The organism is Polynucleobacter sp. es-MAR-4 (assembly GCF_018882055.1).
In the GTDB taxonomy this organism is placed as follows: Bacteria; Pseudomonadota; Gammaproteobacteria; order Burkholderiales; family Burkholderiaceae; genus Polynucleobacter.
In genome coordinates, this window is the sequence record NZ_JACVPF010000001.1 from 973,929 (window position 1) to 999,138 (window position 25,210).

At 45.6% G+C, this 25,210-nt stretch carries 23 protein-coding genes; 10 read left to right on the forward strand and 13 right to left on the reverse strand.

What is annotated here, in order from left to right:
* Positions 1-290: 290 nt before the first annotated feature.
* The 3 genes from ICN16_RS04905 to ICN16_RS04915 form a co-directional block, all read right to left on the reverse strand.
* Entirely contained in the window at positions 291-2,588 is a 2,298-nt protein-coding gene (locus ICN16_RS04905; protein ID WP_216135006.1) for a tetratricopeptide repeat protein, read from the reverse strand.
* A 144-nt stretch (positions 2,589-2,732) separates the two neighbouring features.
* The gene (groL, locus tag ICN16_RS04910) at positions 2,733-4,385 is read right to left on the reverse strand and encodes a chaperonin GroEL (RefSeq protein WP_015421938.1); all 1,653 of its coding nucleotides are present in this window, start codon (positions 4,383-4,385) and stop codon (positions 2,733-2,735) included.
* A gap of 26 nt (positions 4,386-4,411) precedes the next feature.
* Complete coding sequence (locus tag ICN16_RS04915) at positions 4,412-4,702, reverse strand: co-chaperone GroES (RefSeq protein WP_015421939.1); 291 nt, start codon at positions 4,700-4,702, stop codon at positions 4,412-4,414.
* Between the two features lie 318 nt (positions 4,703-5,020).
* Between ICN16_RS04915 and ICN16_RS04920 the strand changes: the two genes are divergently transcribed.
* Genes ICN16_RS04920 through dacB form a run of 4 tightly spaced genes read left to right on the forward strand, consistent with a single transcriptional unit; the run spans position 5,021 to position 10,521 of the window.
* Positions 5,021-5,848 (forward strand): diguanylate phosphodiesterase, encoded by an 828-nt coding sequence (locus ICN16_RS04920; protein WP_216135008.1) that lies wholly within the window; start codon positions 5,021-5,023, stop codon positions 5,846-5,848.
* Positions 5,848-6,471: a response regulator transcription factor gene (locus ICN16_RS04925; protein ID WP_046330786.1), complete on the forward strand. Its 624-nt coding sequence runs from the start codon at positions 5,848-5,850 to the stop codon at positions 6,469-6,471. Before ICN16_RS04920 ends, ICN16_RS04925 begins: the two co-directional genes overlap by 1 nt.
* Before the next feature lie 6 nt (positions 6,472-6,477).
* Positions 6,478-8,907, forward strand: coding sequence for an ATP-binding protein (locus ICN16_RS04930; protein WP_216135010.1), 2,430 nt, complete (start codon positions 6,478-6,480; stop codon positions 8,905-8,907).
* Between the two features lie 48 nt (positions 8,908-8,955).
* A complete protein-coding gene (gene dacB / locus ICN16_RS04935) occupies positions 8,956-10,521 on the forward strand; it encodes a D-alanyl-D-alanine carboxypeptidase/D-alanyl-D-alanine-endopeptidase (protein WP_216135024.1) in 1,566 nt (521 codons plus the stop codon).
* Here dacB and ICN16_RS04940 read toward each other — a convergent pair.
* From ICN16_RS04940 to ICN16_RS04970, 7 genes are all read right to left on the reverse strand, one after another.
* Positions 10,467-11,561 carry an L-threonylcarbamoyladenylate synthase gene (locus ICN16_RS04940; protein ID WP_216135027.1) on the reverse strand — a complete coding sequence of 365 codons (1,095 nt, stop codon included), beginning with the start codon at positions 11,559-11,561 and terminating at the stop codon, positions 10,467-10,469. The genes dacB and ICN16_RS04940 overlap by 55 nt on opposite strands.
* A gap of 2 nt (positions 11,562-11,563) precedes the next feature.
* A complete protein-coding gene (locus ICN16_RS04945) occupies positions 11,564-12,748 on the reverse strand; it encodes a 5-(carboxyamino)imidazole ribonucleotide synthase (protein WP_216135029.1) in 1,185 nt (394 codons plus the stop codon).
* A 4-nt stretch (positions 12,749-12,752) separates the two neighbouring features.
* Positions 12,753-13,247: a 5-(carboxyamino)imidazole ribonucleotide mutase gene (gene purE / locus ICN16_RS04950; protein WP_216135032.1), complete on the reverse strand. Its 495-nt coding sequence runs from the start codon at positions 13,245-13,247 to the stop codon at positions 12,753-12,755.
* Between the two features lie 81 nt (positions 13,248-13,328).
* Positions 13,329-14,225, reverse strand: a complete 897-nt coding sequence (locus tag ICN16_RS04955; RefSeq protein WP_216135036.1) for a phosphoribosylaminoimidazolesuccinocarboxamide synthase — start codon at positions 14,223-14,225, stop codon at positions 13,329-13,331.
* Positions 14,226-14,232: 7 nt separating this feature from the next.
* Positions 14,233-15,297, reverse strand: a complete 1,065-nt coding sequence (fba, locus tag ICN16_RS04960; RefSeq protein WP_216135039.1) for a class II fructose-bisphosphate aldolase — start codon at positions 15,295-15,297, stop codon at positions 14,233-14,235.
* Between the two features lie 62 nt (positions 15,298-15,359).
* On the reverse strand, positions 15,360-16,796 hold the full coding sequence (gene pyk, locus ICN16_RS04965) for a pyruvate kinase (RefSeq protein WP_216135043.1): 1,437 nt from the start codon (positions 16,794-16,796) through the stop codon (positions 15,360-15,362).
* 2 nt (positions 16,797-16,798) lie between these two features.
* Positions 16,799-18,010, reverse strand: a complete 1,212-nt coding sequence (locus ICN16_RS04970; RefSeq protein ID WP_216135045.1) for a phosphoglycerate kinase — start codon at positions 18,008-18,010, stop codon at positions 16,799-16,801.
* 212 nt (positions 18,011-18,222) lie between these two features.
* On the opposite strand from ICN16_RS04970, the gene ICN16_RS04975 reads away from it, so the two are divergent.
* From ICN16_RS04975 to ICN16_RS04995, 5 genes are read left to right on the forward strand one after another with little or no spacing between them, the layout of a single operon-like run.
* Complete coding sequence (locus ICN16_RS04975) at positions 18,223-19,146, forward strand: branched-chain amino acid transaminase (protein WP_216135048.1); 924 nt, start codon at positions 18,223-18,225, stop codon at positions 19,144-19,146.
* 14 nt (positions 19,147-19,160) lie between these two features.
* Positions 19,161-19,352 (forward strand): zinc-finger domain-containing protein, encoded by a 192-nt coding sequence (locus ICN16_RS04980; RefSeq protein WP_216135051.1) that lies wholly within the window; start codon positions 19,161-19,163, stop codon positions 19,350-19,352.
* Between the two features lie 45 nt (positions 19,353-19,397).
* The gene (gene waaF / locus ICN16_RS04985) at positions 19,398-20,435 is read left to right on the forward strand and encodes a lipopolysaccharide heptosyltransferase II (RefSeq protein WP_216135053.1); all 1,038 of its coding nucleotides are present in this window, start codon (positions 19,398-19,400) and stop codon (positions 20,433-20,435) included.
* Positions 20,436-20,469: 34 nt separating this feature from the next.
* Positions 20,470-20,904, forward strand: coding sequence for a nuclear transport factor 2 family protein (locus tag ICN16_RS04990; RefSeq protein WP_216135056.1), 435 nt, complete (start codon positions 20,470-20,472; stop codon positions 20,902-20,904).
* 28 nt (positions 20,905-20,932) lie between these two features.
* Positions 20,933-21,547: a DUF2946 family protein gene (locus tag ICN16_RS04995; RefSeq protein WP_216135058.1), complete on the forward strand. Its 615-nt coding sequence runs from the start codon at positions 20,933-20,935 to the stop codon at positions 21,545-21,547.
* Here ICN16_RS04995 and ICN16_RS05000 read toward each other — a convergent pair whose 3' ends face one another.
* Positions 21,548-23,266 (reverse strand): M48 family metalloprotease, encoded by a 1,719-nt coding sequence (locus ICN16_RS05000; protein ID WP_216135062.1) that lies wholly within the window; start codon positions 23,264-23,266, stop codon positions 21,548-21,550.
* Positions 23,267-23,289: 23 nt separating this feature from the next.
* Between ICN16_RS05000 and moaC the strand changes: the two genes are divergently transcribed.
* The gene (moaC, locus tag ICN16_RS05005; RefSeq protein ID WP_216135064.1) at positions 23,290-23,763 is read left to right on the forward strand and encodes a cyclic pyranopterin monophosphate synthase MoaC; all 474 of its coding nucleotides are present in this window, start codon (positions 23,290-23,292) and stop codon (positions 23,761-23,763) included.
* A 75-nt stretch (positions 23,764-23,838) separates the two neighbouring features.
* On the opposite strand, the gene ICN16_RS05010 is transcribed toward moaC, so the two are convergent.
* Both ICN16_RS05010 and ICN16_RS05015 read right to left on the reverse strand, forming a co-directional pair.
* The gene (locus tag ICN16_RS05010; protein WP_216135076.1) at positions 23,839-24,336 is read right to left on the reverse strand and encodes a pilin; all 498 of its coding nucleotides are present in this window, start codon (positions 24,334-24,336) and stop codon (positions 23,839-23,841) included.
* Between the two features lie 121 nt (positions 24,337-24,457).
* Complete coding sequence (locus tag ICN16_RS05015; RefSeq protein ID WP_216135079.1) at positions 24,458-25,165, reverse strand: TerC family protein; 708 nt, start codon at positions 25,163-25,165, stop codon at positions 24,458-24,460.
* Between the last annotated feature and the right edge of the window lie 45 nt (positions 25,166-25,210).

Below are 25,210 nucleotides of genomic sequence, written 5' to 3' on the forward strand. Positions count from 1 at the left end.
CATTAATTAACTAAATTTCTATACAGGTCTGATATGGATTATGCTTGTCCAAATTCTGTCCAAGTCACAGCATTAAATACGTTAATATTTAGTCCCAAGGAATTGAAAGATAATTTTTTTATTGCTGTAAGTTGTTGATTCTTATTACACTCGTAAAATATTGATATGTCTTCGGTGATGCGAAAAAAGTTGTTGAAGATATGGTGAAGTCTGTAAGTTAACTGGTGCCAGCCTTACTCAGTAGGGCTTGGCAGCAGAAAAACTTAATGAAATCTTGCTGTATGCCAGACTTATGCCCCAATAGAGATATGGTCTGGCGGCAAATCTAACTGATATCGCTCATACATTCTCAAATACACTGCTTCAAGATTTTTAGTAAAGAGGGGGGTATCAAATAAAGGGGCCGTCAACAGATTGCTGGCCAATTTAAGTTTGATATCCGCCAATTTCTCAGGCTTTGTAGCCAGCTCTATTGCCAAAGCTGCATATTCTTCCTCATTTGTAGTGATGAGCTCAGGCAAACCAATTGCATTTAACAAGCTGGCAGCAACCCGACTAGGGAAAGACTGGCCCATTAGGGTGAGGAGTGGTACTCCTGCCTTCAGAGAATCAACCGCTGTAGTATGAGCACCATAGGGGTATGTATCCAAAAATAGATCTGCCAATCTATATCTTGCTAAATAGTCAGCCATTGAATCCACTCTTTGGGCAAAAATAATTCTGGATGACGCAATGTGACATTTTTCGAATTCGGCTTTGATATTTTCTTGAAAATCTTTGTTATTTTTCGAGATCCATAAAACACTATTTTCTACTGTCAGCAAAATTCTTGACCAAACATCTAGGACGTGTGGATTAAATTTGAAGTCATTATTAAAGCAACAGAAAATAAATGCATCTTCTGGCAAACCACACTCCTCTCTTGTAAATACCCTAGAAGAAGGCAGTCTCATGGAATCATCAACCATGTATGTATCAGGAAGATGTACTATTTTTTCAGCATAAAAATCCCGATGAGATTCAGGAATAATTGCTCTATCAGCCACGATATAGTCTATAAAGTCAGCCCCAATTGTTCCCGGATAACCCAGCCAGTTAACTTGAATAGGCGCGGCCCTATAGGAGAAAATTCCCACTCTTGAGTTCTGCGTGAAGCCAGCTAAATCAATTGCAATATCAATACCCAGATCACGAGCTAGCCCAGCAATTTCTTGATCCGACAGATTATCAACCTCAATGAATTTATCAAATCCTTGCTTGAGACGTAAATTCATCTCATCACCAACAGGAGCTTTTTGTAATGCAAAAGCGACTACCTCAAACCGAGATCGATCATGTATTTCAAAAAGTTCGGCAGTTAAAAAAGAAACGGGGTGATTACGAAAATCTGGCGAAAAATATGCAATCCGAATTTTCTCGTTTTTTCCATGCTTAGGAATCGGCTCAAGATCCAAGTTTGATAAAAATTGATTTTTGGCAAAAATATTAGCGGCTTGCCTATTCAATACAGGATCATCATTCAAAGATAGCAAATCAAAAGGTCTAATCGCTTTCTTATTTGCCAATATTTTTATAAAAATATTTTCTAATATGCCTGCAAATCCTGACCAGCTGGCTATTTTCATTCTCAGATGAATCAAGTATCCATCCACCCAGTCTAGGTCGGGCACCAAGCTGAGGGCCTTTTGACAGCAAGTAATAGCTTCATCATAACGAGCAAGTGCATTTAAGGTCAGACCCTTATTCAGCCAACTCTCAGCCCTGTCAGAATTCAGGGCTAGGGCTTTATCATGCTGTGTTATTGCCTCATCAAACTGCTTTAGGTCATGCAAAGCATAGCCTTTACATGAATAGGCCTCTGCAAAGGCAGAATCAAGACTAAGGGCATGATCATAATAAGCAATTGCCTCTTCAAAACGCTTCATTTTCTGAAGAGTATTGCCTTTGCTGGCATATGCTTTTACATATTCAGGCTTTAGGCCAAGGGCCTGATCATAATGGGCAATTGCCTCTTCAAAACGCTTTACCTCTTGAAGAGCATTGCCTTTATTAGACCAAGCCTCAGCATAGTTAGGCCTTAACTGTAGTGCCTGGTCATAATGAGTAAGAGCCTCTTCAAAACGCTTTACCTCTTGAAGAGCATTTCCCTTATTGGACCAAGCCTCGGCTGAGTTAGGCGTTAAAGTTATCGCCTGATCGTAATGAGTAATTGCCTCTTCAAAACGCTTGAGCTCCTGTAGAACATTACCTTTGTTAGACCAAGCCTCGGCATATTTTGGCTCTATCTTTATAGATTTATCATAAGCATCAAGAGCTTTTTCAAACTCCTTCAGCTCAAGATAAATATTACCTAGATTGCTCAAGGTTATTGGATTCTTGGGCAGAGCCTTTAGAGAATCATTTGTATATTTCAAAGCCTCTGGATAGAGCCCTTTCTTCGCAGAAACAATTCCCAAGAGCCCCAAAACATGAGGATTTTTAGCTTCTAACTTGAGGGCTTGCTTTAAATATAATTCCGCTGATACTAAATTAGAATTCTCAAGGGATTCAATTGATTTGTGTAAAAGAAAACCTATTTGTGGATTCATATTTGAATATTACAGCGAGATAATTAAACTAAAAAGTTGGCCATACAAAATAATATATGCGTCAACTGTACCAAAAAAAACGCCCAGTCTTTTGAACCAGGCGTTTTAGTTTCTACAGCTTAGTAGCCGATGGAATTACGGCTATTACATCATGCCGCCCATTCCACCCATACCACCCATGCCGCCCATATCAGGCATGCCACCGCCAGCGGAATCATCCTTTGGTGCTTCGCAGATTGCGCAATCGGTTGTCAACAACAAGGCTGCAACAGAAGCGGCATTAACCAATGCAGTTTTTGTTACCTTGGTTGGATCGATAACGCCTTGAGCTACGAGATCACCGTATTCACCAGTTGCTGCGTTGTAACCGTTATTGCCCTTGCTGGCTAATACTGCGTTAACAACTACGCTAGCTTCATCACCTGCGTTTGAAACGATGATACGGATTGGCTCTTCCATTGCGCGCAATACGATGTTGATACCTGCGTCTTGGTCAGCGTTATCGCCTTTCAAGCCCTTGATACCCTGCATCGCACGTAACAATGCTACGCCACCGCCAGGAACAATACCTTCTTCAACTGCTGCACGAGTTGCATGCAATGCATCGTCAACGCGGTCTTTCTTTTCTTTCATTTCAACTTCAGTAGCAGCACCAACACGAATCACTGCAACACCGCCTGCCAATTTGGCAACGCGCTCTTGCAATTTCTCTTTGTCGTAGTCGCTAGTCGCCTCTTCGATCTGAACACGGATGTTCTTCACGCGCGCTTCGATTGCTTTAGCATCGCCAGCACCGTCAATAATGATGGTGTTTTCTTTGCCAACTTCGATGCGCTTCGCTTGACCTAAATGCTCAAGAGTTGTTTTCTCAAGTGTGAGGCCGATTTCTTCAGCGATCACTGTACCGCCAGTCAAAATCGCGATATCTTCCAACATCGCTTTACGACGATCACCAAAGCCTGGAGCCTTAACAGCACAAGTCTTGATGATGCCGCGGATGTTGTTCACAACCAAAGTTGCCAAGGCTTCGCCTTCAACATCTTCTGCAATGATCAACAATGGGCGACCAGACTTCGCTACTTGCTCGAGTACTGGGAGCAAATCACGAATGTTGCTAACTTTCTTGTCAAACAAGAGAACGTATGGGGTTTCCAATACGGCAACTTGCTTTTCAGGCTGGTTGATGAAGTATGGAGAGAGGTAACCACGATCAAACTGCATACCCTCCACAACTTCAAGCTCATCTTCCAAAGACTTACCATCTTCAACAGTAATGACACCCTCTTTACCTACTTTTTCCATTGCTTCAGCAATACGCTGACCAATGCTGTGGTCGCTGTTAGCTGAGATTGAACCAACTTGAGCGATTTCTTTAGTAGTTGTGCAAGGCTTGCTGATTTTCTTGAGCTCTTCGATTGCAGCTGCAACCGCTTTATCAATACCGCGCTTCAAGTCCATTGGGTTGTGACCTGAAACTACGTATTTCATGCCTTCGCGAACGATAGACTGAGCCAATACAGTAGCGGTAGTTGTACCGTCACCAGCGATGTCATTAGTTTTGGAAGCAACTTCCTTCACCATCTGAGCACCCATGTTCTGGAGTTTGTCTTTGAGTTCGATTTCTTTTGCTACGGATACACCATCTTTAGTGATGGTTGGGCCGCCAAATGAACGCTCGATAACGACGTTGCGACCTTTTGGTCCCAAAGTTGTTTTTACTGCGTTCGCAAGAATGTTTACGCCTTCTACCATCTTGGTACGGGCGTTATCTCCAAATACGACGTCTTTTGCTGCCATGATTGAGTTCCTTTCTTAGGTACCGATTACTTCTGTACAACAGCCATGATGTCTTCTTCGCGCATTACGAGAAGCTCGTCGCTGCCGACCTTAACTGTTTGACCTGCATATTTGCCGAATAACACGCGATCGCCAACTTTGACGTCTGGTGCATTCAACTTGCCACTGTCATCACGTTTGCCTGGGCCAACTGCCAATACTTCGCCTTGGTCTGGCTTTTCAGCAGCAGCATCCGGAATGATGATTCCAGAGGCAGTTTTTGATTCTTGATCTAAACGTTTAATGATTACGCGATCATGTAAAGGACGCAGATTCATTCCTTCTCCTATGTTAGTAAGTGTTAACTAATTAAAAAACCAATATAAATCAATATGTTGCAATCTCTTAACACGAAGGCAACAAGCTTTTCAGCTGAATAAGCCTGTTTTAGCACTCGCGTGTAGGGAGTGCTGATTATATAGGTCTGAAACCAGGGATTTCAAGGGCAGATTCACCTTAAATTTCAACTGGGCATCGCGCACTTTCTATAATGAAGGCAGGCAAGTAGGTAGATTCCTACATATAAATAAGCCTTAAGCCCTTACTGCTCCAATCTGTCCTGCCTAGACTGGCTATTCAACGATTGGAGAATGCTGATGAGCCCGAAATCCCGGCTGTACACGCTTGTAAAGGCTTGGAAGAACAAACCCTTCCAAGAAGTGCGCGACGCCTGCGGCCAGCCCTGGCTAGGTCTTGGTGGTGAAGCGCTCGAAGAACACCAATCCTGGTCCCAGCGACAAGAGATTAGTAACGAACCCATCTTTAACAGTCAAGGAACTAAGCTGACGAGCTCTTTATTTAGGCCATTACTGACCGCCACCGACACGCAGTTCCTCAGATTGTTTATGGAGGGTTTGGATACGATTACGTATTGGTACCGTAGCGGCCGTTTCATACCAAGCATCTTGCCTCTACCGGCGAAACACCTAGCATCCAACAACTTCATAGACGCATTAAGTGACCTCATTCTGAACTCACGGCTTCCTGTTGGTCTCGTAAGTTTAGGTGTGCATCAAGTCAATGATTCTGACTCCATGGATTCCTGCGTAGAGGGGCTATTGCGCATGCGCCGTCTTGGCGTCTTAATCCATCTTCTGGATTTTTCTGTAGCTGGTTCGCAAATCCACTGGATCAAGGAGATGGAGCCCGAGGGCATTCATATTGAGATGGGGCAATTTAGAGTGGATGGCTTGCCAAATGCAATGATTTCTCTCGATCAAAAATTCCACGCGCAAATCTATGCCAGCAACATCACCCTGGTGAAAGATTTGGAAAATGCCATGGCAATTGGATCACACCACTGTTATGGCGGGCTGATGATGCCGCCGGTAAGCCGACATCAAATGCTACACACAAGTGATAGCCGCATCGCAAAAGCCATTTTTTCGCTGCACCCTCATAAAAACCCAAACGGAGACAAGTAATGAGAAAACGCGTGATGTTGGTAGATGACCATCCAGCTATGTTGATGGCATTGAAAAGTATGCTGCAAGATCAATTGCTTTTTGAGATAGCAGGGCAAGCGCAACATGGAGAAGAGTGCCTTCGCTCAATCAAAGAAGTTAATCCCAATATGGTGATCTTAGATTTAGACATGCCCAAGACGGATGGCTTTGATGTGATCCGCCGAATTGGGTTGATGCATCCAGAAGTTCGCATACTGGTTCTATCTAGCCTAGATGAAGCAGTGTACGGCGGCAGAGTTCGATCTTTGGGTGCCCATGGATTTGTCAATAAGACTGCCGGTGCCGATGTCATTTTGGCTGCATGCGTTGCTATTTCGCAGGGATATACCTTCTTCACGCACGGGAAGAACGGAAATACTTCCTTGAGCGATAACGATAAGTTGGCATTGATATCTGATCGAGAGCTGCAGGTCATGAAATATCTAGGTAAAGGCAATACCAACCAACAGATATCGGACTTACTGCATATTAGCAATAAGACTGTAGCAACCTACAAGACAAGAGTCTTTGACAAACTAGGCATTAACAATATTGCTGATTTGATCTTGTTCTGCCGTATGAACAACATCATCGAAAGCTAAAACGGTATGCATCGATTCATTTTGAAAAAAGCACTCGCACTCTGCTCTGCTTATGTGGGACTCACGTATGCCGGACCTTTTAGCACTGCAGAGCAATCATGGATCGATGCCCATCCAGTTGTACGATTTAGTATTCACGAAAAATATGCGCCCTATCTCACGCCAAAAAACACTCAAGGGGATACGGGGCCCTTTAAAGCACTACTGTCAAAAATTGAAGAATGCACGCGACAGCAATATGTAGCAGTATGGAGAAAATCCGATCACGAAGGTTTAAGACAACTCAGTAAAGGCGAGGTAGATTTCATCATCGACCCCCCAAGTATTAACAGCCACGTATTGCAGTTTGGCTCCCTATCAGAAGCCATCTTCTGGGGTCATGATGCAGTTGTCACCAAAGCCTCCACTAGACTGGACTCGCCCAACCCAAAAATTGCTTACTTCGATCGTGGGCTCGAGAATACGCCCATCGCCGTTGATGACCCTAACAAGAGCAATGAGACGCAGTCCCCCGATGACTTAATTCAATCGCTTATCAAAAGTGATATCGAGGCACTAGTCATGCCTATTCGCTTAGCGCGTCGATTGATACAGGAAACTCAAAATTCAGATCTAAAAATTGATGGTCTATACAGTCGAGAGCCATTTGCCTATCGCTGGTTAATCTCTGATCAAGATGCTCCCTTACATGATGTACTAAATCACTTCCTAAATGACTTGGATCCCATTGCATCACGTCAGCTTTTTTCTTTAGGCGATGAGCCCAATCCAAAGTCAAACGCACTACTGTGGCTAAGCACTATTTTTGCACTCATTATTGGTGGAGTGATGTTCTATCAACTCCAAAGAAAATATTTTCATCAGAAGCAAGTTGCTCTTGAATTGCTGCACTCTAAGGAGGCGGCTGAAAAAGCAAATGCTGCCAAATCTGCATTTTTGGCAACGATGAGTCACGAAATTCGTACGCCTATGAATGCCATTCTCGGAGTCCAAGAGCTGCTGCTGGGCAGCTCGCAGTTCCCCAAGAAAGATAAGTCTTTACTAAAGAGTGCCCAAGCCTCAGCTGAGTCTCTTTTGGGGATGCTAAATCAAGTATTGGACATCTCCAAGATTGAGGCTGGCAAACTCACGCTCAATTTAGAACCCTGCAATCCACATCAATTGCTGATGGATATTCATGCGGCATTTTCTACGGTGGCTCAGAAGCAGAATCTACTACTCCACACCTCGATTGATCCCAGAATTGCCGAAGTACTGATGATTGATTCCTTGCGTCTACGACAAGTTCTGCAAAATTTACTCAGCAATGCAATTAAGTTCACCAACAAGGGTGAGGTGTATTTTTCAATTACCGTACTCGCAGATGATCATGCTGGTCAATTAATCGAGTTCAGGGTAATTGATACTGGAATTGGTATGGGCGAAGAGCAAATCAAAGTGGCTCTAGAAGCCTTTGAGCAGGTGCCATTGACGCATGAGTCTTACCAATCCGAGCAAGAAAGAGGTACGGGCCTTGGGCTCACCATCACCAGTCATCTAGTGAGCTCGATGAACAGCCACCTCTATTTTGAAAGCGCTCCTGGATTTGGAAGTAATGTTCATTTTTCAGTGGCCTTTCCCAGGACTAGCATTGCAGCTCCCCAGACCGCCAGTTTTGATTCACTTGCAACAGTATCCAGAAACTTAATTTCCAAAACAGTAGGGCGAAAGAAATGTGGCATCCGTGCTCTGGTGGTTGAAGATCACCCAGCGAGCCGTCAAATTTTGTCTCTGCAATTAGAAGCACTCGGAATCAATACTTGCGTTTGTGAAAATGCCGCCATTGCGCTAGCGTTGCTGAAAGACCATCACTTTGATCTCATGCTGACAGATCAATCTATGCCTGGCATGCAAGGCTCTGAATTAGCTAAACAAATTCGATCTCTAGGTAATCGTGACTTGGTCATTATTGGCGTCACGGCTGATATTTATGCCCTAGACTCACGTCATCAATTTTTATCATCTGGTATGAATGGTGTACTCATCAAGCCGCTAAGTTTGGGCGCTCTTGAGAATGAACTAATGCGCTATTTTGAAAGCAGTCAAGATTCTGTCTGCGCTAATGAGGTCTATTCATTTGACGCCTTCTCCAATCTCATTAAAGACGATCCACTCCAAATCATGGTGATCTTGGACGAAATTGAAAAAGTCCACCTAGATACTCTAAGTCAATTAGGTTCGGGTGGGATGCAAACCCCCATTGATGAAGCGCAGTTTCAGGGCCTGGTTCATAAAGTCAAAGGTGGGGCGCAACTGTTGCAGGCCACCCAATTCATCCATGACTGCCAAGTCCTTGAGCTTAATGGTCCGATTTCTGAACGTATTGAGCAATTTATTGCTCTTCTTGAGAAGCAAAACCAAATCATTCGAACTTATAAGAAAAGTTATCAACAGTAATTTAGGGCTACTTTATGTTGATGGTCGCCAAGGTTTATCCTATGGGGAATGCGTACTCAGAACCCCTTGTCCTCTGCCCTTGCCCTGCCAACCATCCTATTGGCTAGCCTAGCTATTCTGGTGATTAGCCTGCAGTCGTATGCTGTAGAGCCAGCCTCCCAAGAGGCTGCACCTCAATACATCCCTAAGACTGTAGCTGCTAGTCTTGAAAAAAATCAGATCCCCAAAGAGGCAATCAGCATTTCAGTGGTGGAGATTGAGCAAGGTCGACCAGGGAAAGTCACAGCAAAAAAAGAAGTAGATTGGCGCTCCAAGCAGGCAATGAATCCTGCCTCCACGATGAAGCTATTAACTACCTTGAGCGGTTTGGATATTTTGGGGCCGCAATATCGTTGGCGCACCAATATTTATACCGACGGCATTATTCGACAGGGAGTATTGAAGGGTAATTTGTATTTACAGGGTACTGGCGACCCTAAACTAGTTCCCGAAGAACTTGCCAAGATGATGAAGGAATTACAAAATCTTGGCATTCAGAAAATTGATGGCAACCTCTTTTTTGATCGGAGTGCCTATGCGCCCAGCGTCATGGAGCACAACACGATCGATGGTGAATCTTTGCGCGCTTATAACGTTCCGCCAGATCCATTGCTCTATGCCTTTAGAACCCTTTCCTTTCAGTTAAGTAAATCACGTACTGCGGACTTTATTGATCTGAGTTACACGCCAGCACTATCGCAACTGAAGGTAGTCAATCAAATGCAGCTGGTTGATCGTTCCTGCGATAACTGGAAAAGTAATATTCGTTTTAATTTAGATCCAGAGGGTATCAGCAATACCGATCAAGCTCTAACAGCCCAGTTCTCTGGCGCATTTCCGAGTGCCTGCAAAGGCGTGAACTTTAATATTGTCGCTTTAGATGCCAATACTTTTTTAACGCAAGGTTTTGCAGCTGCATGGGAGCTAGCAGGTGGGGCGTGGACTCAACCCCCAATTGGCAAAGACGGTACTGTACCACTGGCAGCTCGACTTTTATTGCAGTTTGAAGGCATCAAGCTTGCTGATGATGTTGTAGACATCAATAAATACTCTAACAATGTAATGGCACGCCAAGTTCTTTTGACTTTGGCATTAGAGAAAATGGGTAAACCCGCAACAACTGCTAATGGTGATTTAGTAATTCAGAGTTGGTTAAAGCAAAACGGCTTGAATTTTACGGACTTAGTAATTGAAAATGGGTCTGGGCTATCTCGCAATGAGGCTATCTCTGCGGAGCAAATGAATCAACTTCTCTTAACAGCGCGCAATCTTCCCGTAGCAGAAGTGTTCTACAACAGCCTCCCGATAGCAGGAACCGATGGCACGATGCGTAATAGACTCATGGCACATCTACGAAAATTTCTGCATTTGAAGAAAAAGCCTGAGGCACGCATCAAAACAGGTTCACTTGCCGACGTCAGAGCGATATCAGGCTATGTAATGAGTAAGTCCGGAAAGATGTATGCGGTGACCTCATTCATAAACCACCCCAATGCATGGCGAGGCTTAGAGTCGCACGATCAATTATTGGCGTGGCTACTGGACGATGGTCCGGAACCAAAACACGCGCGCTGAAGCCGATCTCTCACACCATCCCACTCTTCCCCTGCTGGCGGCTCTGGAAAAAGAATTAAATCCCAGCCCTGCTGATCCAAGTCTCGTAATGAGCGATACAGCCGACTTGCAAATGAAGCGCTATCGCTAGGCACGATTACTTCCTCAAAATGTACTGATGGATGCCCATCTTCACTTAATGAGGAATCTGAATCCCATACCGCAACTGCGACCCTAGACTTGATATCCGGAAACTCACTGAGTGCATCCAAGACTCTGCCTGGGGCATACATTCTTAAGGGGGTTGTCGGGGCGTAATGGGCACGCAGACTGCCAGAGACCCTTGGCAGGCCATCATCTTGCTTAGTTGCATTAGCTTCACCAGGCAAATAGACCTTGATACCAGTCTTGGAAAAAATCTCTCCGGGAGTAATGAGGCCTGGGCGCAATAAGACTGGATGATCGCCTGAGGATAAATCAATGATGGTTGATTCAATACCGACTTCGCAATCGCCACCATCCAAAATCATGAGATCCAGCATGCCCTCAAATTCACTTCGGACATCAGCAGCGCTCGTAGGAGACACTTTTCCGAAGCGGTTAGCCGAAGGAGCAACTACTCCGCCTTTAAATTTACGCAACAATTCTTGTGCGATTGGGTGGGCAGGCGCCCGAATCGCTACAGTATCTTGGCCACCAGTTAGTTCATTTAAAACACTTTTATCTTTTTTAAAGACTAAGGTTAGTGGGCCAGGCCAAAAAGCATTGATCAGTTTTAATGCATCTTCCGATAAATCCCTTACCCAGGGCGCTAGTACCGGAACCCAATCGACTTGTGCTTGATCAAATTTATCAGGGGCTGCCAAGTGAACAATGAGCGGGTGATTGGATGGCCTTCCCTTGGCAGTGAAAATTTGTTTGATTGCCTCAGGGTTCTTCGCATCAGCACCCAAGCCATAAACCGTCTCAGTTGGGAAGGCAACTAAGCCACCATCTCGCAAAGTTTGAACTGCTTCGTTAATTACTGCAGATGTTTGCAGTGCACTACTCTCGCTGGACATTTCTAGGGCTCGATCCCTAATTCAACAGCGACGGCTGCGCAATTTTGGCGCGCTTGATTCAGCGACTCACCCAAACAGTTGATATGACCCATCTTGCGACCCATGCGTGGATCGGATTTTCCATACAGATGTAACTTCGCATCCGGATGTGAAAGCACCTTATCCCAAGCTGGCTCTCTTGTTTTATCTTCACTACCCTCGTACCAAAGATCACCCAAGAGATTAAGCATAGAAACGGGTGCTAGCAAGCGGGTATCACCCAGGGGTAGACGAGCCATGCTTCGAACCTGCTGCTCAAACTGACTGCTGACAGAGGCATCCATAGTGTAATGGCCTGAATTATGTGGACGCGGAGCGATTTCATTTGCAACGATGTCGCCACTCTTGAGTACGAAGAACTCCACACACAGTACACCCACGTAATCAATCTTACGAATGAGCGCTTTAGCTGCTTCAATAATTTTTTTCTCTTGAGCAGGCTTCAGTGATGGCGCCGGCACAGTCGAGGTATGCAAAATACCGTCGCGATGGATATTTTGAGAAACAGGATATGCCACTACCGCATCATCATATCCACGTACCACCAAAGCAGACACCTCAAAATCTAAATCCATGCGCTTTTCAAGAACGCAAGGCACTTTACCCAATTCAGCCCAAGCAGCAACTAGATTGGCAGAGTCATAAACCGTTATTTGACCTTTGCCGTCGTAACCCATACGAGCGGTTTTCAGAATGCCCGGAAATAAATCGCCAGGAACATGCTCAATATCTGCATCACGTTCAACTACACAATAGGGAGCAGGGCCAATATTGGTTTCTGCTTTCCAGGTAGCTAAGAACTTTTTCTCAGCAACGCGATTTTGAGCCAAAGAAACGCAACTACTGCGAGGCGCAACGAATACGCCTAAAGACTCGAGCTCATCTAAAGCTTGAGCAGGAACATTTTCAAATTCGGTGCTTACAGATTTGCACAATGTCGCCATCTCTTTCAATGCAGCAGAGTTGGTGTAATCAGCTTGAATGAATTTTTCTGCAATAGAGCCGGCAGGACTATCTGATCCAGGATCTAGAACGCAGACCTTGTAGCCCATCGCTTGAGCGGCCTGCGTAAACATACGCCCCAATTGACCGCCACCCAAAATTCCTAAATACGAGCCCGGCAAAATGGGCTCTAAATGATCCGCCATCTTCTTAATATCCTGGCAAATTCATGGAGCGCGCAGTATCGGACTGCTTTGCACGAAACTCTTCTAACTGTTTTGCTAAAGCAGCATCATTGACTGCTAAATTAGCAATCACATGCAAAGCTGCATTTGCAGCTCCCGCTTCACCAATAGCAAACGTCGCCACTGGAATGCCCTTAGGCATTTGCACGATGGAATACAAAGAATCTTCACCACGCAAATATTTGCTGGCAACTGGAACGCCGTAGATTGGAACAATGGTTTTTGATGCCAGCATGCCTGGCAAATGCGCAGCACCACCTGCACCAGCAATAATCGCCTTAAGTCCATTTTTGGAAGCATTTTCTGCATACACAAACATATCGTCTGGCATGCGATGAGCTGAAACCACTTTAGCTTCATGAGCAATACCAAATTGCTCTAGCATTTGAGCTGCGTGCTGCATGGTGTCCCAATCCGAATTGGATCCCATGACAATTCCGACTACTGGCTTTTTGCTCATTTACCTCTCCAAATGCCCTGATTTACATCGTTAATTTATCTAAGGCCTCATTATCCCAGCCTTTTTAGGCCCTCAAGAAAATTACGCCTTAGTTAAGCGAGCAAGGGCTTCGCGATACTTTTCTGCTGTTTTATCAATTACATCCGCCGGTAATTCAGGTGCTGGGGCTGTTTTTGGCCATAGCTTACCGTCAACCATGGCTGTTTCAAGCCAATCGCGGACAAATTGCTTGTCATATGAAGGGGGATTTGCGCCTACATAGTAGGTTTCAGCAGGCCAAAATCGGGAAGAATCAGCAGTAAGGATTTCATCCATCAAGACCAACTGACCAGCATCATCTAAACCAAATTCAAACTTGGTATCAGCAATGATGATTCCACGAGTCGCAGCAAATTCAGAAGCTTCTTTGTACAAACGAATGCTGACTTCACGAATCTGATTAGCCAACTTCTCACCAATCATCTCGATTACTTTTTCAAAGGAGATATTTTCATCATGCTCACCTACCTCAGCTTTAGCAGCGGGGGTAAAAATTGGCTCTGGCAACTTCTGGGCATTTTCCAAGCCCTCGGGCAACGCAATACCACAAACCTTACCAGTTTCCTTATAGTCTTTCCAGCCGCTTCCAGCGAGGTAACCGCGCACTACTGCCTCGACCAAGATTGGCTTCAATCGTTTAGCCACGACTGCACGACCTTTAACTTGATCAACTTCGTCAGCAGGTACAACGCTTTCAGGATCAACACCAGTCAAATGATTTGGTATCACCTTAGCCAGCTTCTCGAACCAAAAGTTAGCCATTTGATTGAGCACAACGCCCTTCTCAGGAATAGGCTGACCCATGACAACATCAAAAGCAGATAAGCGATCGGTGGTGATCATGAGTAGCTTGTCATCACCCAGTGCGTATACATCACGCACTTTTCCTTTTGAGAGTAAAGGCAATGACTTGATAGAAGTGGCATACAAAGCTCGCATATTTATCTCACTTAATGATCTGGGCTAATTTGCCACTCTTGTACAACTCAGCCATTTTTTCCAGGGGAATTGGCTTAATTTTGGACGCTTGGCCTGAACTACCAAATGCATTGAAGCGGGCAATACATACTTTCTTGGCAGCTTCACGTGCAGGCTTTAAATAATCGCGTGGATCAAACTTACTTGGGTTCTCGAACATGTAACGGCGGATAGCGCCAGTCATTGCCAAGCGAATATCGGTATCAATATTAATTTTGCGAACACCATTTTTAATGCCTTCTTGAATTTCCTCAACAGGCACACCGTAAGTTTCTTTCATATCGCCACCAAACTCACGAATCTCTGCAAGTAATTCTTGTGGAACGCTAGAAGAACCATGCATTACTAAATGCGTATTCGGAATACGAGTGTGAATTTCTTTAATGCGCTCGATTGCCAAGATGTCGCCAGTAGGCTTCTTAGTAAATTTATAGGCACCATGACTAGTACCAATCGCAATGGCTAATGCATCACACTGTGTAGCCTTCACAAAATCAGCAGCCTGCTCAACGTCTGTCAACAATTGTTCGCGCGTCATCTTGCCATCGGCACCATGACCATCTTCTTTATCGCCCTGCATAGTCTCTAACGAACCGAGAACACCTAACTCAGCTTCAACGGTAACTCCAATAGAGTGGGAGAACTTCACCACTTCTCTAGATACATCGACGTTGTATTCATAACTGGCAACCGTCTTACCATCAGCCTCTAAAGAGCCATCCATCATCACACTAGTAAAGCCACTCTTAATCGCAGCCATACAGACTGCTGGGCTTTGACCATGATCTTGATGCATCACAACTGGAATATGTGGGTAAGCCTCAACTGCAGCAGAAATCAAATGACGTAAGAATGATTCACCCGCATATTTACGAGCACCAGCAGATGCTTGCATGATGACTGGAGAATCTGCTTCATTAGCCGCCTCCATGATCGCTGTTACTTGCTCTAAATTGTTAACGTTAAACGCCGGCAAGCCATAGCCATTTTCAGCAGCGTGATCCAAGAGTTGTCGTAAAGATACTAAAGCCATGATGGTCTCTTAATTAAAAATGTTAGTAATAAATAATGTGAATCAATATATTAGAAAGTGAATTACTTCACCTGAATAATCTTGAGTGAATTGGTGCCGCCAGGCTCACCCATAGGCTCACCTGAAGTCAACACTACTACATCACCCTTCTTCACCGCCCCTAACTTCTTGAGGCAATCCTCTACTTCTTGTAAGGCAGTATCACGTTGCTTGGTGTAATCCAAGCCAATAGGGAATACATTGCGATAGGTGCTCAAGGCGCGCTGAGTTGCAATCTTTGAAGTTAAGGCAAAGATGGGTAAATGAATATTGTGGCGGCTCATCCAAACTGCAGTTGATCCTGAGTCTGTCAGAGCAGCAATCGCATTGGCATTAAGATGATGTGCTGTAAATAGCGCGCCCAAAGCAATCGTTTGATCAATGCGTGAGAAGGTTTGATCCAAGAAATCGGTATCTAGTTTTACGCGATCTGACTTTTCTGCTTCAACACAAATCTCTGCCATCGCCTTGATCGTTTGTACCGGGTACATACCTGCAGCAGATTCAGCAGACAGCATGACTGCATCCGTACCATCCAATACTGCATTAGCTACATCACTCACTTCAGCGCGAGTAGGCACTGGAGCATTAATCATGGACTCCATCATTTGCGTTGCCGTGATTGTAAATTTATCAGCTTCAAGCGCTAGCTTGATCATGCGCTTTTGCAAAGCCGGGACAGCAGCATTGCCAACCTCAATGGCTAAATCTCCGCGTGCGACCATAATGCCGTCGCTCTCCGCAATAATGCTATTAAGCGCATCAGGCTCAATAGCCTCAGCACGCTCCACTTTTGCAATCGTGCGCACTTTGCCAACACCATGCTTTGCACTAGCAGCATCCGCCAGCTTGCGAGCATAGGCCATATCTGCGCCATCTTTTGGAAAGCTAATCGCGAGGAAATCCACGCCCATCGCAATAGCTGCATCCAAATCAGCAATATCTTTTTCTGTCAGCGCTGGAGCAGTTAAACCACCACCAGCACGATTAATACCTTTGTTATTCGAGAGTGGGCCACCTTGCTCTACCAGGGTAAAGATCTCACCACCCTTTACGCCCTCGACGCGCAGCACAACCAAACCATCGTTCAATAAAAGACGATCGCCCGGCTTAACATCTTGTGGCAGCTCCTTGTAATCCAATCCCACGCGCTCTTGATTGCCAAGCTCACACGCAACATCCAGAATAAATTGCGCACCTTCTTTTAGAAGAATTTTGCTATCAACAAATTTACCCACGCGGATTTTTGGGCCCTGAAGATCGGCCATGATGCCAACCTCTTTACCAACTTCAGCAGAAATACTGCGCACTAAATCATGACGTGCTTTATGGTCAGCAACAGTGCCATGAGAAAAGTTCATCCTCACAACATCCACACCTGCACGAATCATTTCGCGCAAAACTTCAGGCTTTTCTGATGCAGGCCCCAATGTGGCAATGATCTTTGTTGCTCTCAACATATTTAGTCTTTCGCTCTTTCAGCTAGTACTGCAAAGGCTGGCAAGGTTTTGCCTTCTAAGAATTCCAAAAAGGCACCGCCACCAGTAGAGATGTAATCCACTTGATTTTCAATACCGTACTTTGCAATTGCAGCTAAGGTATCGCCGCCACCTGCAATCGAGAACGCTGGCGAATGTGCAATCGCTGCTGCCAACATTTTAGTGCCGCCACCAAACTGATCAATCTCAAATACACCTAATGGGCCATTCCAAACAATGGTGCCGGCATGTGCCAACATAATCGATAGACGCGCAGCAGTCTTAGGACCAATATCCAAAATCATGTCATCTTCTGCAACTTGATCTGCGGGTACACGATTCGCACGCGCTAGTGGAGAGAGTTCATTGGCAACCACGACATCTTCAGGAATAGGAACATGCGCACCGCGCTTTTCCATAATCTCCATGATTTCTCGCGCCTCATCAACCAAGTCTGGCTCTGCTAATGACTTGCCAATGGGTAAGCCTTTGGCCAACATAAACGTATTTGCAATGCCGCCACCCACAATTAATTCATCCACCTTGTCAGCCAAAGCCTTAAGGATAGTGAGCTTTGAAGATACTTTAGAGCCCGCCACAATCGCTACCAGTGGGCGCTTAGGACTTGCTAACGCACGACTCAAGGCATCTAACTCTGCAGCCATCAAAGGACCAGCACAAGCGATTGGGGCAAATTTAGCCACGCCATTAGTCGTTGCCTCAGCGCGATGCGCAGTACCAAATGCATCATTGACATAGACATCACACAAAGCGGCAATCTTCTTGGCCAACTCGTCGTTATTCTTTTTCTCACCCACATTCAGGCGACAGTTCTCCAGTAAAACCAATTCGCCTGGATTGACCTCAAATCCACCGTCTACCCAATCACTAATTAAAGGGACTTTGCGATTTAGGAGCGTAGCAATTCGATCGGCTACTGGCGCCAAACTATCTTCAGGTTTGAATTCGCCTTCGGTTGGGCGACCTAAGTGGGAGGTCACCATGACTGCAGCACCCGCATCCAAACACATTTGCACTGCCGGCATAGAAGCTCTAATTCGGGTGTCTTCGGTGATATTACCTACATCATCCTGAGGAACATTGAGGTCGGCACGGATTAAAACCCGTTTTCCCTTAAGCAGACCTGCTGCGGCTAGTTCACTAAGGCGTTTTACTTTAAAGAGGGTTTCCGGCATGAGAATAGGCAAATTTAGTGGTTTACGGGGAATGCTCCATTCTAAATCGTCCGGGCTTTCTACCCCAAAGGAATTGGGCTGCCTCACCACGCTCCCTGCTCTACAATAAAGGCTGAGACGTATTTCCAGACCCTGGGGCTCCCTAGTGGCTTGGCACCCTGTTTTAACGAATTGAATCACCCAATTTATTACATATTTAAAAGGTAGAGAAAATGTCGATGTCCGACCGCGATGGCTTTATTTGGTCCGATGGGAAGCTCATTCCCTGGCGTGAGGCCAATATTCATGTGCTAACCCACAGTCTCCACTACGGAATGGGTGTTTTTGAGGGTATTCGTGCCTATAAAACCCCCCAAGGTACCGCCATTTTCCGCCTTCCAGAGCACGTTAAGCGCCTTTTCAATGGAACCAAGATCTTCCAGATGACCATGCCATGGACCCCTGATCAGATTACCAGCGGCATTATTGATGTCGTTAATAGCAATAAGCTGGAATCTTGCTACATCCGCCCAATTATCTTTATTGGCTCCCAAAAGCTTGGAATCTCTCCAAAAGGCAATAGCATCCATACCGCGATCGCTGCCTGGGAATGGGGTGCTTATTTGGGTGAAGACGGTATTAACAAGGGCATCCGCGTTAAAACCTCCTCATTTACCCGCCACTTCGTGAACTCCTCCTTGGTTCGCGCCAAAGCCTCCGGCTACTACATCAACTCCATTTTGGCGAACCAAGAAGTCACTGCTAATGGATATGACGAAGCCCTACTGCTTGATACAGAAGGCTATGTGTCTGAGGGTTCCGGTGAGAACATCTTTATCGTTAATAACGGCATTATTTACACTCCAGATCTAGCCTCTTGCTTAGATGGCATCACTCGTAACTCCATCATGCAAATCGCAAAAGATTTGGGCTACGAATTGCGTGAGAAACGCATTACTCGCGATGAAGTGTATTCAGCTGATGAAGCTTTCTTTACTGGTACTGCCGCCGAAGTAACACCAATTCGCGAGTTGGATGATCGCACTATTGGTGACGGTAAGCGTGGCCCCATTACCGAGAAAATTCAGAAGACCTACTTTGATGCGGTCTACGGCAGAAGTGATAAATACAAGTCTTGGTTAACTTACGTTAAGTAATAGGAAATCAGAGAATGAGTGAAGCTCAAGTTGTAATGGTGAATGGCAATACAGATTTGCCTTTGCATTGCCCAACCAATAAAACCCCTAACTGGAATTCACATCCACGTGTTTTTTTGGATGTTGCTAAAACGGGTGAAGCGAAGTGCCCTTATTGCGGCACTGAGTACAAACTCATTCCAGGTACAGAGCCCCACGGGCACTAAACCCATCAGCACCCCAGAGCGGGGTGCTGTGTCGGGATACCTCACATGAATCGTATTCTGATCATCGCCCCTAACTGGATTGGCGATGCAGTAATGTCCCAGCTCCTGCTGGCGAATCTCAAAGTCATCTACCCGCAGTCTCAGATTGATGTTTTAGCAAGTCCTTGGGTTGCACCCATCTATCGCGCGTGCACAGAAGTTCGCCAAGTCATTGAAGCGCGACTAGAGCACAAGCAATTGCAATGGGGCTTACGCAAGCAACTCGCAAAGCAATTGGAGCTAAATCAATACGATGCTTGCTTTGTACTGCCCAATAGCCTGAAGTCTGCGCTGATTCCTTGGCTTGCCAACATTCCGCTACGCATTGGTTATCGCGGAGAGATGCGCTTTGGACTAATCAATTTTTCTTTGGCCAATCCGAGCAAGACTAATCGTCCGCCCATGGCCAACCATTACCTTGCACTTTCCAATGTATTGGATCACTCACAAAATCTTGATATCAATCAGTCTGCAGACCCAAAACTCAATATCTCACTTGCAAGCCAAAAAGCTATTGACGCGAAGCTAGTAGCGGCGGCCATTAAGGAAAAAATAATCTACGTATTTTGTCCGGGTGCAGAGTATGGAGTGACAAAGCGTTGGCCTGCCGACCACTTCGCCAATCTTGCACAAGAATTAATCGCGAACAAATCAGATGCCCATGTAATTCTTTTAGGTAGTAAAGGGGATCGTGAATTGGGTGAGGATATTAGAGCCAAAGCCAATAATGATCAGAAAATACATAATTGGTGCGGCAACACATCACTCGATGAGGCTATTGCACTCATTGGCATGAGTAAAGCGCTAATCAGCAACGACTCTGGCTTAATGCATATCGGCGCAGCATTAAAAGTTCCACAAGTGGCTATCTTTGGCTCAAGCGATCCGCACCATACGCCACCGCTATCCGATAAAGCAAAAGTGATTTGGCTTAACTTACCATGTAGCCCTTGCCATAAGAGAGAGTGTCCATTAGGTCACCTCAAGTGCTTAAAAGACATCTCGCCAGAGAATGTATTTGAAGCTATTCAGAACCTTCACTAATATCACATCAACATCAGTTACCAGAAAGTAAGCCATGCCAAAACTAGCCAGACTTTTTCATAATGCCGATGATGTGGTGGATGCTTGGCGTGATGCCTTAAAACATCGTGATGTCAAAGGTGCTTTGGCAATTTGGCTAGATGACGACTCAATCACTTGCGTGCTGCCAGAAGGTCAACGCCTGAGTGGTCATGCTGAAATTCGGGCAGGTCTAGAGCGCCTCTTGGCTAAGCAAGCTTTATTTTTGGAGCCGATTGCCTGCATTAGTCACTCCGTATTGGGTGCCGCGGTATACGACACCACCGAAGCAGTACATTTGCGCGATGATCAAATTGAGGCTGAGTTTTTTCTCAACATCACCCTGGTCTTGTTACAAGATAGTCAAGGCTGGCGTATCGCACACCTACATGCAAGTCACTCCACTGAAGATACGTTTGATGCACCATCAACTCCACACGGACTGCATTAATTAGTGATAGTACAAAGGTTGCCATCTCATGGATGAGCAAGTTCTACGATCTCTCATTAAGTGGCCAAATGTTCCACACTGCTTTGGCTGGCTGGCTCTTGATCGTCGTGGTCAATGGCGTATGCGAGATGAATTCGCGCAAGCTAATCAATTGGCGGGGAGCCTTATTCAGCACGCAGCCCTCAATGAATTTATCTCCAGAAATTACGCCTGCGATTCCTTAGGTAGGTATTTTTTCCAGAACGGCCCTCAAAGAGTTTTCATCACTCTAGATGCTACTCCATGGATAGCCAGAATCATTCCCAGTGAAAACGGCTCCCAACTATTAACGCAGTGCGGTACAGCAATAAAACCACATGGCGCCCTGAGCGATGAAAAAGGCAACATCTATGTCACCGGAATCATTCCACAATCGCTCTCTGAGCAAAATGATGGAACGGTATTTACCCAAACAGAATCTCTGTCACTTGCACTGCTACATGACCATGATTTAGATCTATTCTCAGATCAGTCGAAAGTGATGGAGGATGCCTGTAGCTTTAGAGGCTCTTGGCAATGGGAAGGCAGGGATCTACCAATCGAACCTACCCACTCAGCGGAACTCAGTGAGCGCTTTCACTTCATCAAAACGCCCACCAATTAATTAGCTGGGCATATTTTTACCCTGCTCCTTTAATTCTTCTTGATACTGTTTTTGCATTTCACGAAGGCGCGCATCAATACTGGAAGCCTGATAAAAGTCGGCGCCGCCAGAAGATCTCGCAATTTTTAGCTGCTCAATTGCTGAAGGCCATGCACCCTCAAGCGCATACTTTTCTCCAAGGGCGTAATGGCGCATCGGCACATTTTTAGCTTGGTCATAGGCATTCGATAATAATGCCCACCATACCACTTCATTGGGCTGCAATCTCGTACGCGCCTTTAGCCAGGTAATGGCGTCATTAGTACGACCTAGCTTGAGATAAGCATTCATCATTGCGGCGCCGGCAGCGTAAGACTGTGGATAAGCCTTTAAAGTTGCCTGAGCAATTTGTAGCGCCTCCTCACCCTTACCTTTAGCTAATGCCAACTCGGAGGAGGTAATGTCTAAGGACAAGCTTTGTCGCAATATGGGTGAGCCTGGCGCACTAGCGCTGTTGGCAAGATTGCGCGCTTGTTGCAAATAGCCTGCGGCCTGATCAAACTTTCCCTGCTTTTGAGCAACCAGCGCAAGTCCATAGAAGCCTTCCATCTGCTTTCCTGGGGCTGTCTGCTTGCTTAAAGCATCAAAGGTATTCCTTAAGTCATACATCTGACTAGAATTTCCAGACTGCTCCATGCGAGCACGCGCCTTAATGAAATAAAACTCCACTGCTGTTGGCACATTTCTGTTGGAAATATTACGAGCACGATCTTGCATATCAGCAATACGATCAGTGGTTAAGGGGTGAGTACGAACGTAGGATGGAACACCGCTATCCATGATGCCCGTAGCCTTTTGTAAGCGCTGGAAAAATCCTGGTGCACCATTTACGTCATACCCGCTTGCAGCCAAAATCTGAAAACCAATGCGATCAGCCTCGCGCTCAGCATCTCTTGAATACGAGAGCTGGTTATTCACTGCCACCGCTTGACCACCCTGCATCAATCCAGCAGCAGCGCCTGGATTACGTGAAGCAGCTAAGGCTCCTAATAACATACCAGCGAGGGCAATCATGGTATTCGTAGCCTGCTTGTCCATTTGACGCGCTAGATGGCGCTGTAAAACGTGACCAGTCTCATGACCCATAACTGAGGCAACCTCAGAGTCAGTCTCGGCACTAACTAGCAGCCCCGTATGAAAACCAATAAACCCACCAGGCAATGCAAACGCATTAATGCTGCTATCTTTAACAGCGAACACCTCAAAGTTATAAGCGCTCCCCCCCTGCTCGCCGGCACCACCTAATTGCAAACGTTTTGCAGCTTGCAATAAGCGTCGCTCCATTTGATTTAAAAAATCATAAATTGGTAGGTCGTTCGAGTAATCTGGATCCGGACGAATCTGGCGCATGATCATCTCGCCATACTTTTTCTCATCCATACGACTTAAGCTATCACCGCCAGGATCACCCATATCCGGGAGAACAAAGCTTGGTTGAGTTTGAGGCGTATTGCGTGACGGCAAATTTGAAGAGCGCGCATCGGGTGACTGAACCGCTCGGCCCAAGTTTTGCAAAGCTGCCGAATCACCTTGCACCGATACATCCCCCGTCACCGGTGATGGTATGGGTCCAGCCGCATAAACGAAGCCAGTACTTGGCCAAGCCAAGGCTAGAATGAGCTGGCCAGCCAAAATTCGCTTAAATAGCGATGATTTTTGTCCTGTCTTTATGACTTGCATCCCTATATGGTAAAACTTATCCCATGAACAAACTAACTCATTTTGATGCCAGCGGGCAAGCCCATATGGTGAACGTTGGAGACAAGCCCAATACCCATCGGATTGCGATTGCTACAGGCAAGATCACCATGCTGCCAGAAACCTTCGTAATGATCGAGGCAGGTACCCATAAAAAGGGGGATGTTTTAGGCATTGCCCGCATTGCTGGCATTCAGGCTTCCAAAAAGACGTCGGATTTGATCCCTCTTTGTCACCCGCTAGCTCTGACGCACGTCAGCTTAGAGTTTGCATTGAATAAAGGCACTAGCAGTATTAGCTGCCAAGTTAGAGCTGAGACTACCGGGCCTACTGGTGTGGAAATGGAAGCCCTTACCGCAGTGCAAGTCGCCCTCCTCACAATCTACGATATGGCAAAGGCAGTAGACCGCGGCATGGTGATGGGTGATGTTCGCCTACTAGAAAAGAGTGGCGGAAAAAGCGGGGAATGGAAAGCTTAATTCATTAGCTACTCGTTTTAAAGATTAAGCCACCCCAGGGGTGGCTTAATTTCTTATGAAGCACCGATCACTAGTTTACTTCGTGATGCGGCACTCAGAAGGTAGTAGCTGGGGCAGCAGATTAGTTTCAGCGGAACGGCAAGACCACCCACCAGCCCACGTTGATCCCTCTGGCTTAGATAAATCAATTGCCTTAGGAATATTGGCATCTGGATCATTTGTTGGAATGAGATGTAATGTGTTTTTGTTTTCTGGGGCGACGTTATTCTGAAAGTCGATGGCAATCGCACCAGATGGGGTGATCTCAATTAACTTCACGCTGCGTGTTGGCACAAAGGTAAACGAGCCCTGAGTAGCTTCATCCATTGGCACAGTGCCTCTGCTAGCAAAAGCCTCCGTCACTGCAAGCTTTGCACTTGATGAGAGATTCATGCCCTCTACGATCCGACTGCGGGCAATGTAATCTTGATATTGCGGAACGGCAACGGCAACCAAAATACCAATGATGGCGACAACCACCATCACTTCTATTAAGGTAAAACCGGATTCTTGCTGCTGGTCATGTGTAGACATATATATTGGCTCCTGAGGTTTAATGCCTCATCATCCAGTCTATACCCAAGAGACTCAAGGCGTCCAAATGTAAGAAAAGCCAGCTTTATGGGCTGGCTTTTCTGATTAACGCGAAAGAAAATTAATGTGCTGCTTTAGCTGCATTTCTTTTCTTAAAGTAAGTACCAACCAAAATAACTATCGCTACACCAATAATTTCAAAGGCCAATTTAGCATCGCCCATAGCAGCCTGAATGCTGTCTTTGATTGCTGGGTCATCTACCAACATTCCGCCAGCCAACAAGCCCAATAGACCTGCGCCTAGGGTGATGATGATTGGGAAACGCTCCATTACTTTTAGCAACATAGCGCTACCAAAAATGATCAATGGGATAGACATGCCCAAACCAATAATCAACAAAAGTAAGCGAGTTTCTTCTGGGCCTTTTTGGGCTGCTGCTGCAACTGCCAAAACGTTATCCAAACTCATTACTAGGTCAGCAATCAGAATAGTACGAATAGCTGCCCAGATACTTGTCTTGGCTTCCATATGCTCCTCACCACCGCTATCAGACAAAAGCTGAATACCGATATAGAGCAATAACAAACCGCCAACAATTTTTAGGTACGGTAGGGTTAATAAGGCAACTGCGGTAATCGTGAGAACGACACGCAAAATAATGGCTGCAGCGCTACCCCAAAAAATAGCCTTCTTTTGTTGGGCAGGAGGCAAGTTGCGGGATGCCAAAGCAATGACAACCGCGTTATCGCCTGATAACAAAATATTGGCTACGATGATTGAGAGCAATGCCGCCCAAAACGTTGCGTCAGAAAAAGCTGATAAATCCATGATGTCTCCGTACTTTTATATGTTTTAGTTTTAACTACTGGGTGC

Bases quoted from the DNA above. Each gene is read 5' to 3' on its own strand.
- ICN16_RS04930 (WP_216135010.1), top strand. From the start codon at position 6,478: ATGCATCGATTCATTTTGAAAAAAGCACTCGCACTCTGCTCTGCTTAT.
- ICN16_RS04915 (WP_015421939.1), bottom strand. From the start codon at position 4,702: ATGAATCTGCGTCCTTTACATGATCGCGTAATCATTAAACGTTTAGAT.
- ICN16_RS04905 (WP_216135006.1), bottom strand. From the start codon at position 2,588: ATGAATCCACAAATAGGTTTTCTTTTACACAAATCAATTGAATCCCTT.
- moaC (WP_216135064.1), top strand. From the start codon at position 23,290: ATGAACAAACTAACTCATTTTGATGCCAGCGGGCAAGCCCATATGGTG.
- purE (WP_216135032.1), bottom strand. From the start codon at position 13,247: ATGAGCAAAAAGCCAGTAGTCGGAATTGTCATGGGATCCAATTCGGAT.
- ICN16_RS04990 (WP_216135056.1), top strand. From the start codon at position 20,470: ATGCCAAAACTAGCCAGACTTTTTCATAATGCCGATGATGTGGTGGAT.
- pyk (WP_216135043.1), bottom strand. From the start codon at position 16,796: ATGTTGAGAGCAACAAAGATCATTGCCACATTGGGGCCTGCATCAGAA.
- ICN16_RS04920 (WP_216135008.1), top strand. From the start codon at position 5,021: ATGAGCCCGAAATCCCGGCTGTACACGCTTGTAAAGGCTTGGAAGAAC.
- groL (WP_015421938.1), bottom strand. From the start codon at position 4,385: ATGGCAGCAAAAGACGTCGTATTTGGAGATAACGCCCGTACCAAGATG.
- ICN16_RS04955 (WP_216135036.1), bottom strand. From the start codon at position 14,225: ATGCGAGCTTTGTATGCCACTTCTATCAAGTCATTGCCTTTACTCTCA.
- ICN16_RS05000 (WP_216135062.1), bottom strand. From the start codon at position 23,266: ATGCAAGTCATAAAGACAGGACAAAAATCATCGCTATTTAAGCGAATT.
- ICN16_RS04925 (WP_046330786.1), top strand. From the start codon at position 5,848: ATGAGAAAACGCGTGATGTTGGTAGATGACCATCCAGCTATGTTGATG.
- dacB (WP_216135024.1), top strand. From the start codon at position 8,956: ATGCGTACTCAGAACCCCTTGTCCTCTGCCCTTGCCCTGCCAACCATC.
- ICN16_RS04945 (WP_216135029.1), bottom strand. From the start codon at position 12,748: ATGGCGGATCATTTAGAGCCCATTTTGCCGGGCTCGTATTTAGGAATT.
- ICN16_RS04940 (WP_216135027.1), bottom strand. From the start codon at position 11,561: ATGTCCAGCGAGAGTAGTGCACTGCAAACATCTGCAGTAATTAACGAA.
- ICN16_RS05010 (WP_216135076.1), bottom strand. From the start codon at position 24,336: ATGTCTACACATGACCAGCAGCAAGAATCCGGTTTTACCTTAATAGAA.
- ICN16_RS04975 (WP_216135048.1), top strand. From the start codon at position 18,223: ATGTCGATGTCCGACCGCGATGGCTTTATTTGGTCCGATGGGAAGCTC.
- waaF (WP_216135053.1), top strand. From the start codon at position 19,398: ATGAATCGTATTCTGATCATCGCCCCTAACTGGATTGGCGATGCAGTA.
- ICN16_RS04970 (WP_216135045.1), bottom strand. From the start codon at position 18,010: ATGCCGGAAACCCTCTTTAAAGTAAAACGCCTTAGTGAACTAGCCGCA.
- ICN16_RS04980 (WP_216135051.1), top strand. From the start codon at position 19,161: ATGAGTGAAGCTCAAGTTGTAATGGTGAATGGCAATACAGATTTGCCT.
- ICN16_RS04995 (WP_216135058.1), top strand. From the start codon at position 20,933: ATGGATGAGCAAGTTCTACGATCTCTCATTAAGTGGCCAAATGTTCCA.
- ICN16_RS05015 (WP_216135079.1), bottom strand. From the start codon at position 25,165: ATGGATTTATCAGCTTTTTCTGACGCAACGTTTTGGGCGGCATTGCTC.
- fba (WP_216135039.1), bottom strand. From the start codon at position 15,297: ATGGCTTTAGTATCTTTACGACAACTCTTGGATCACGCTGCTGAAAAT.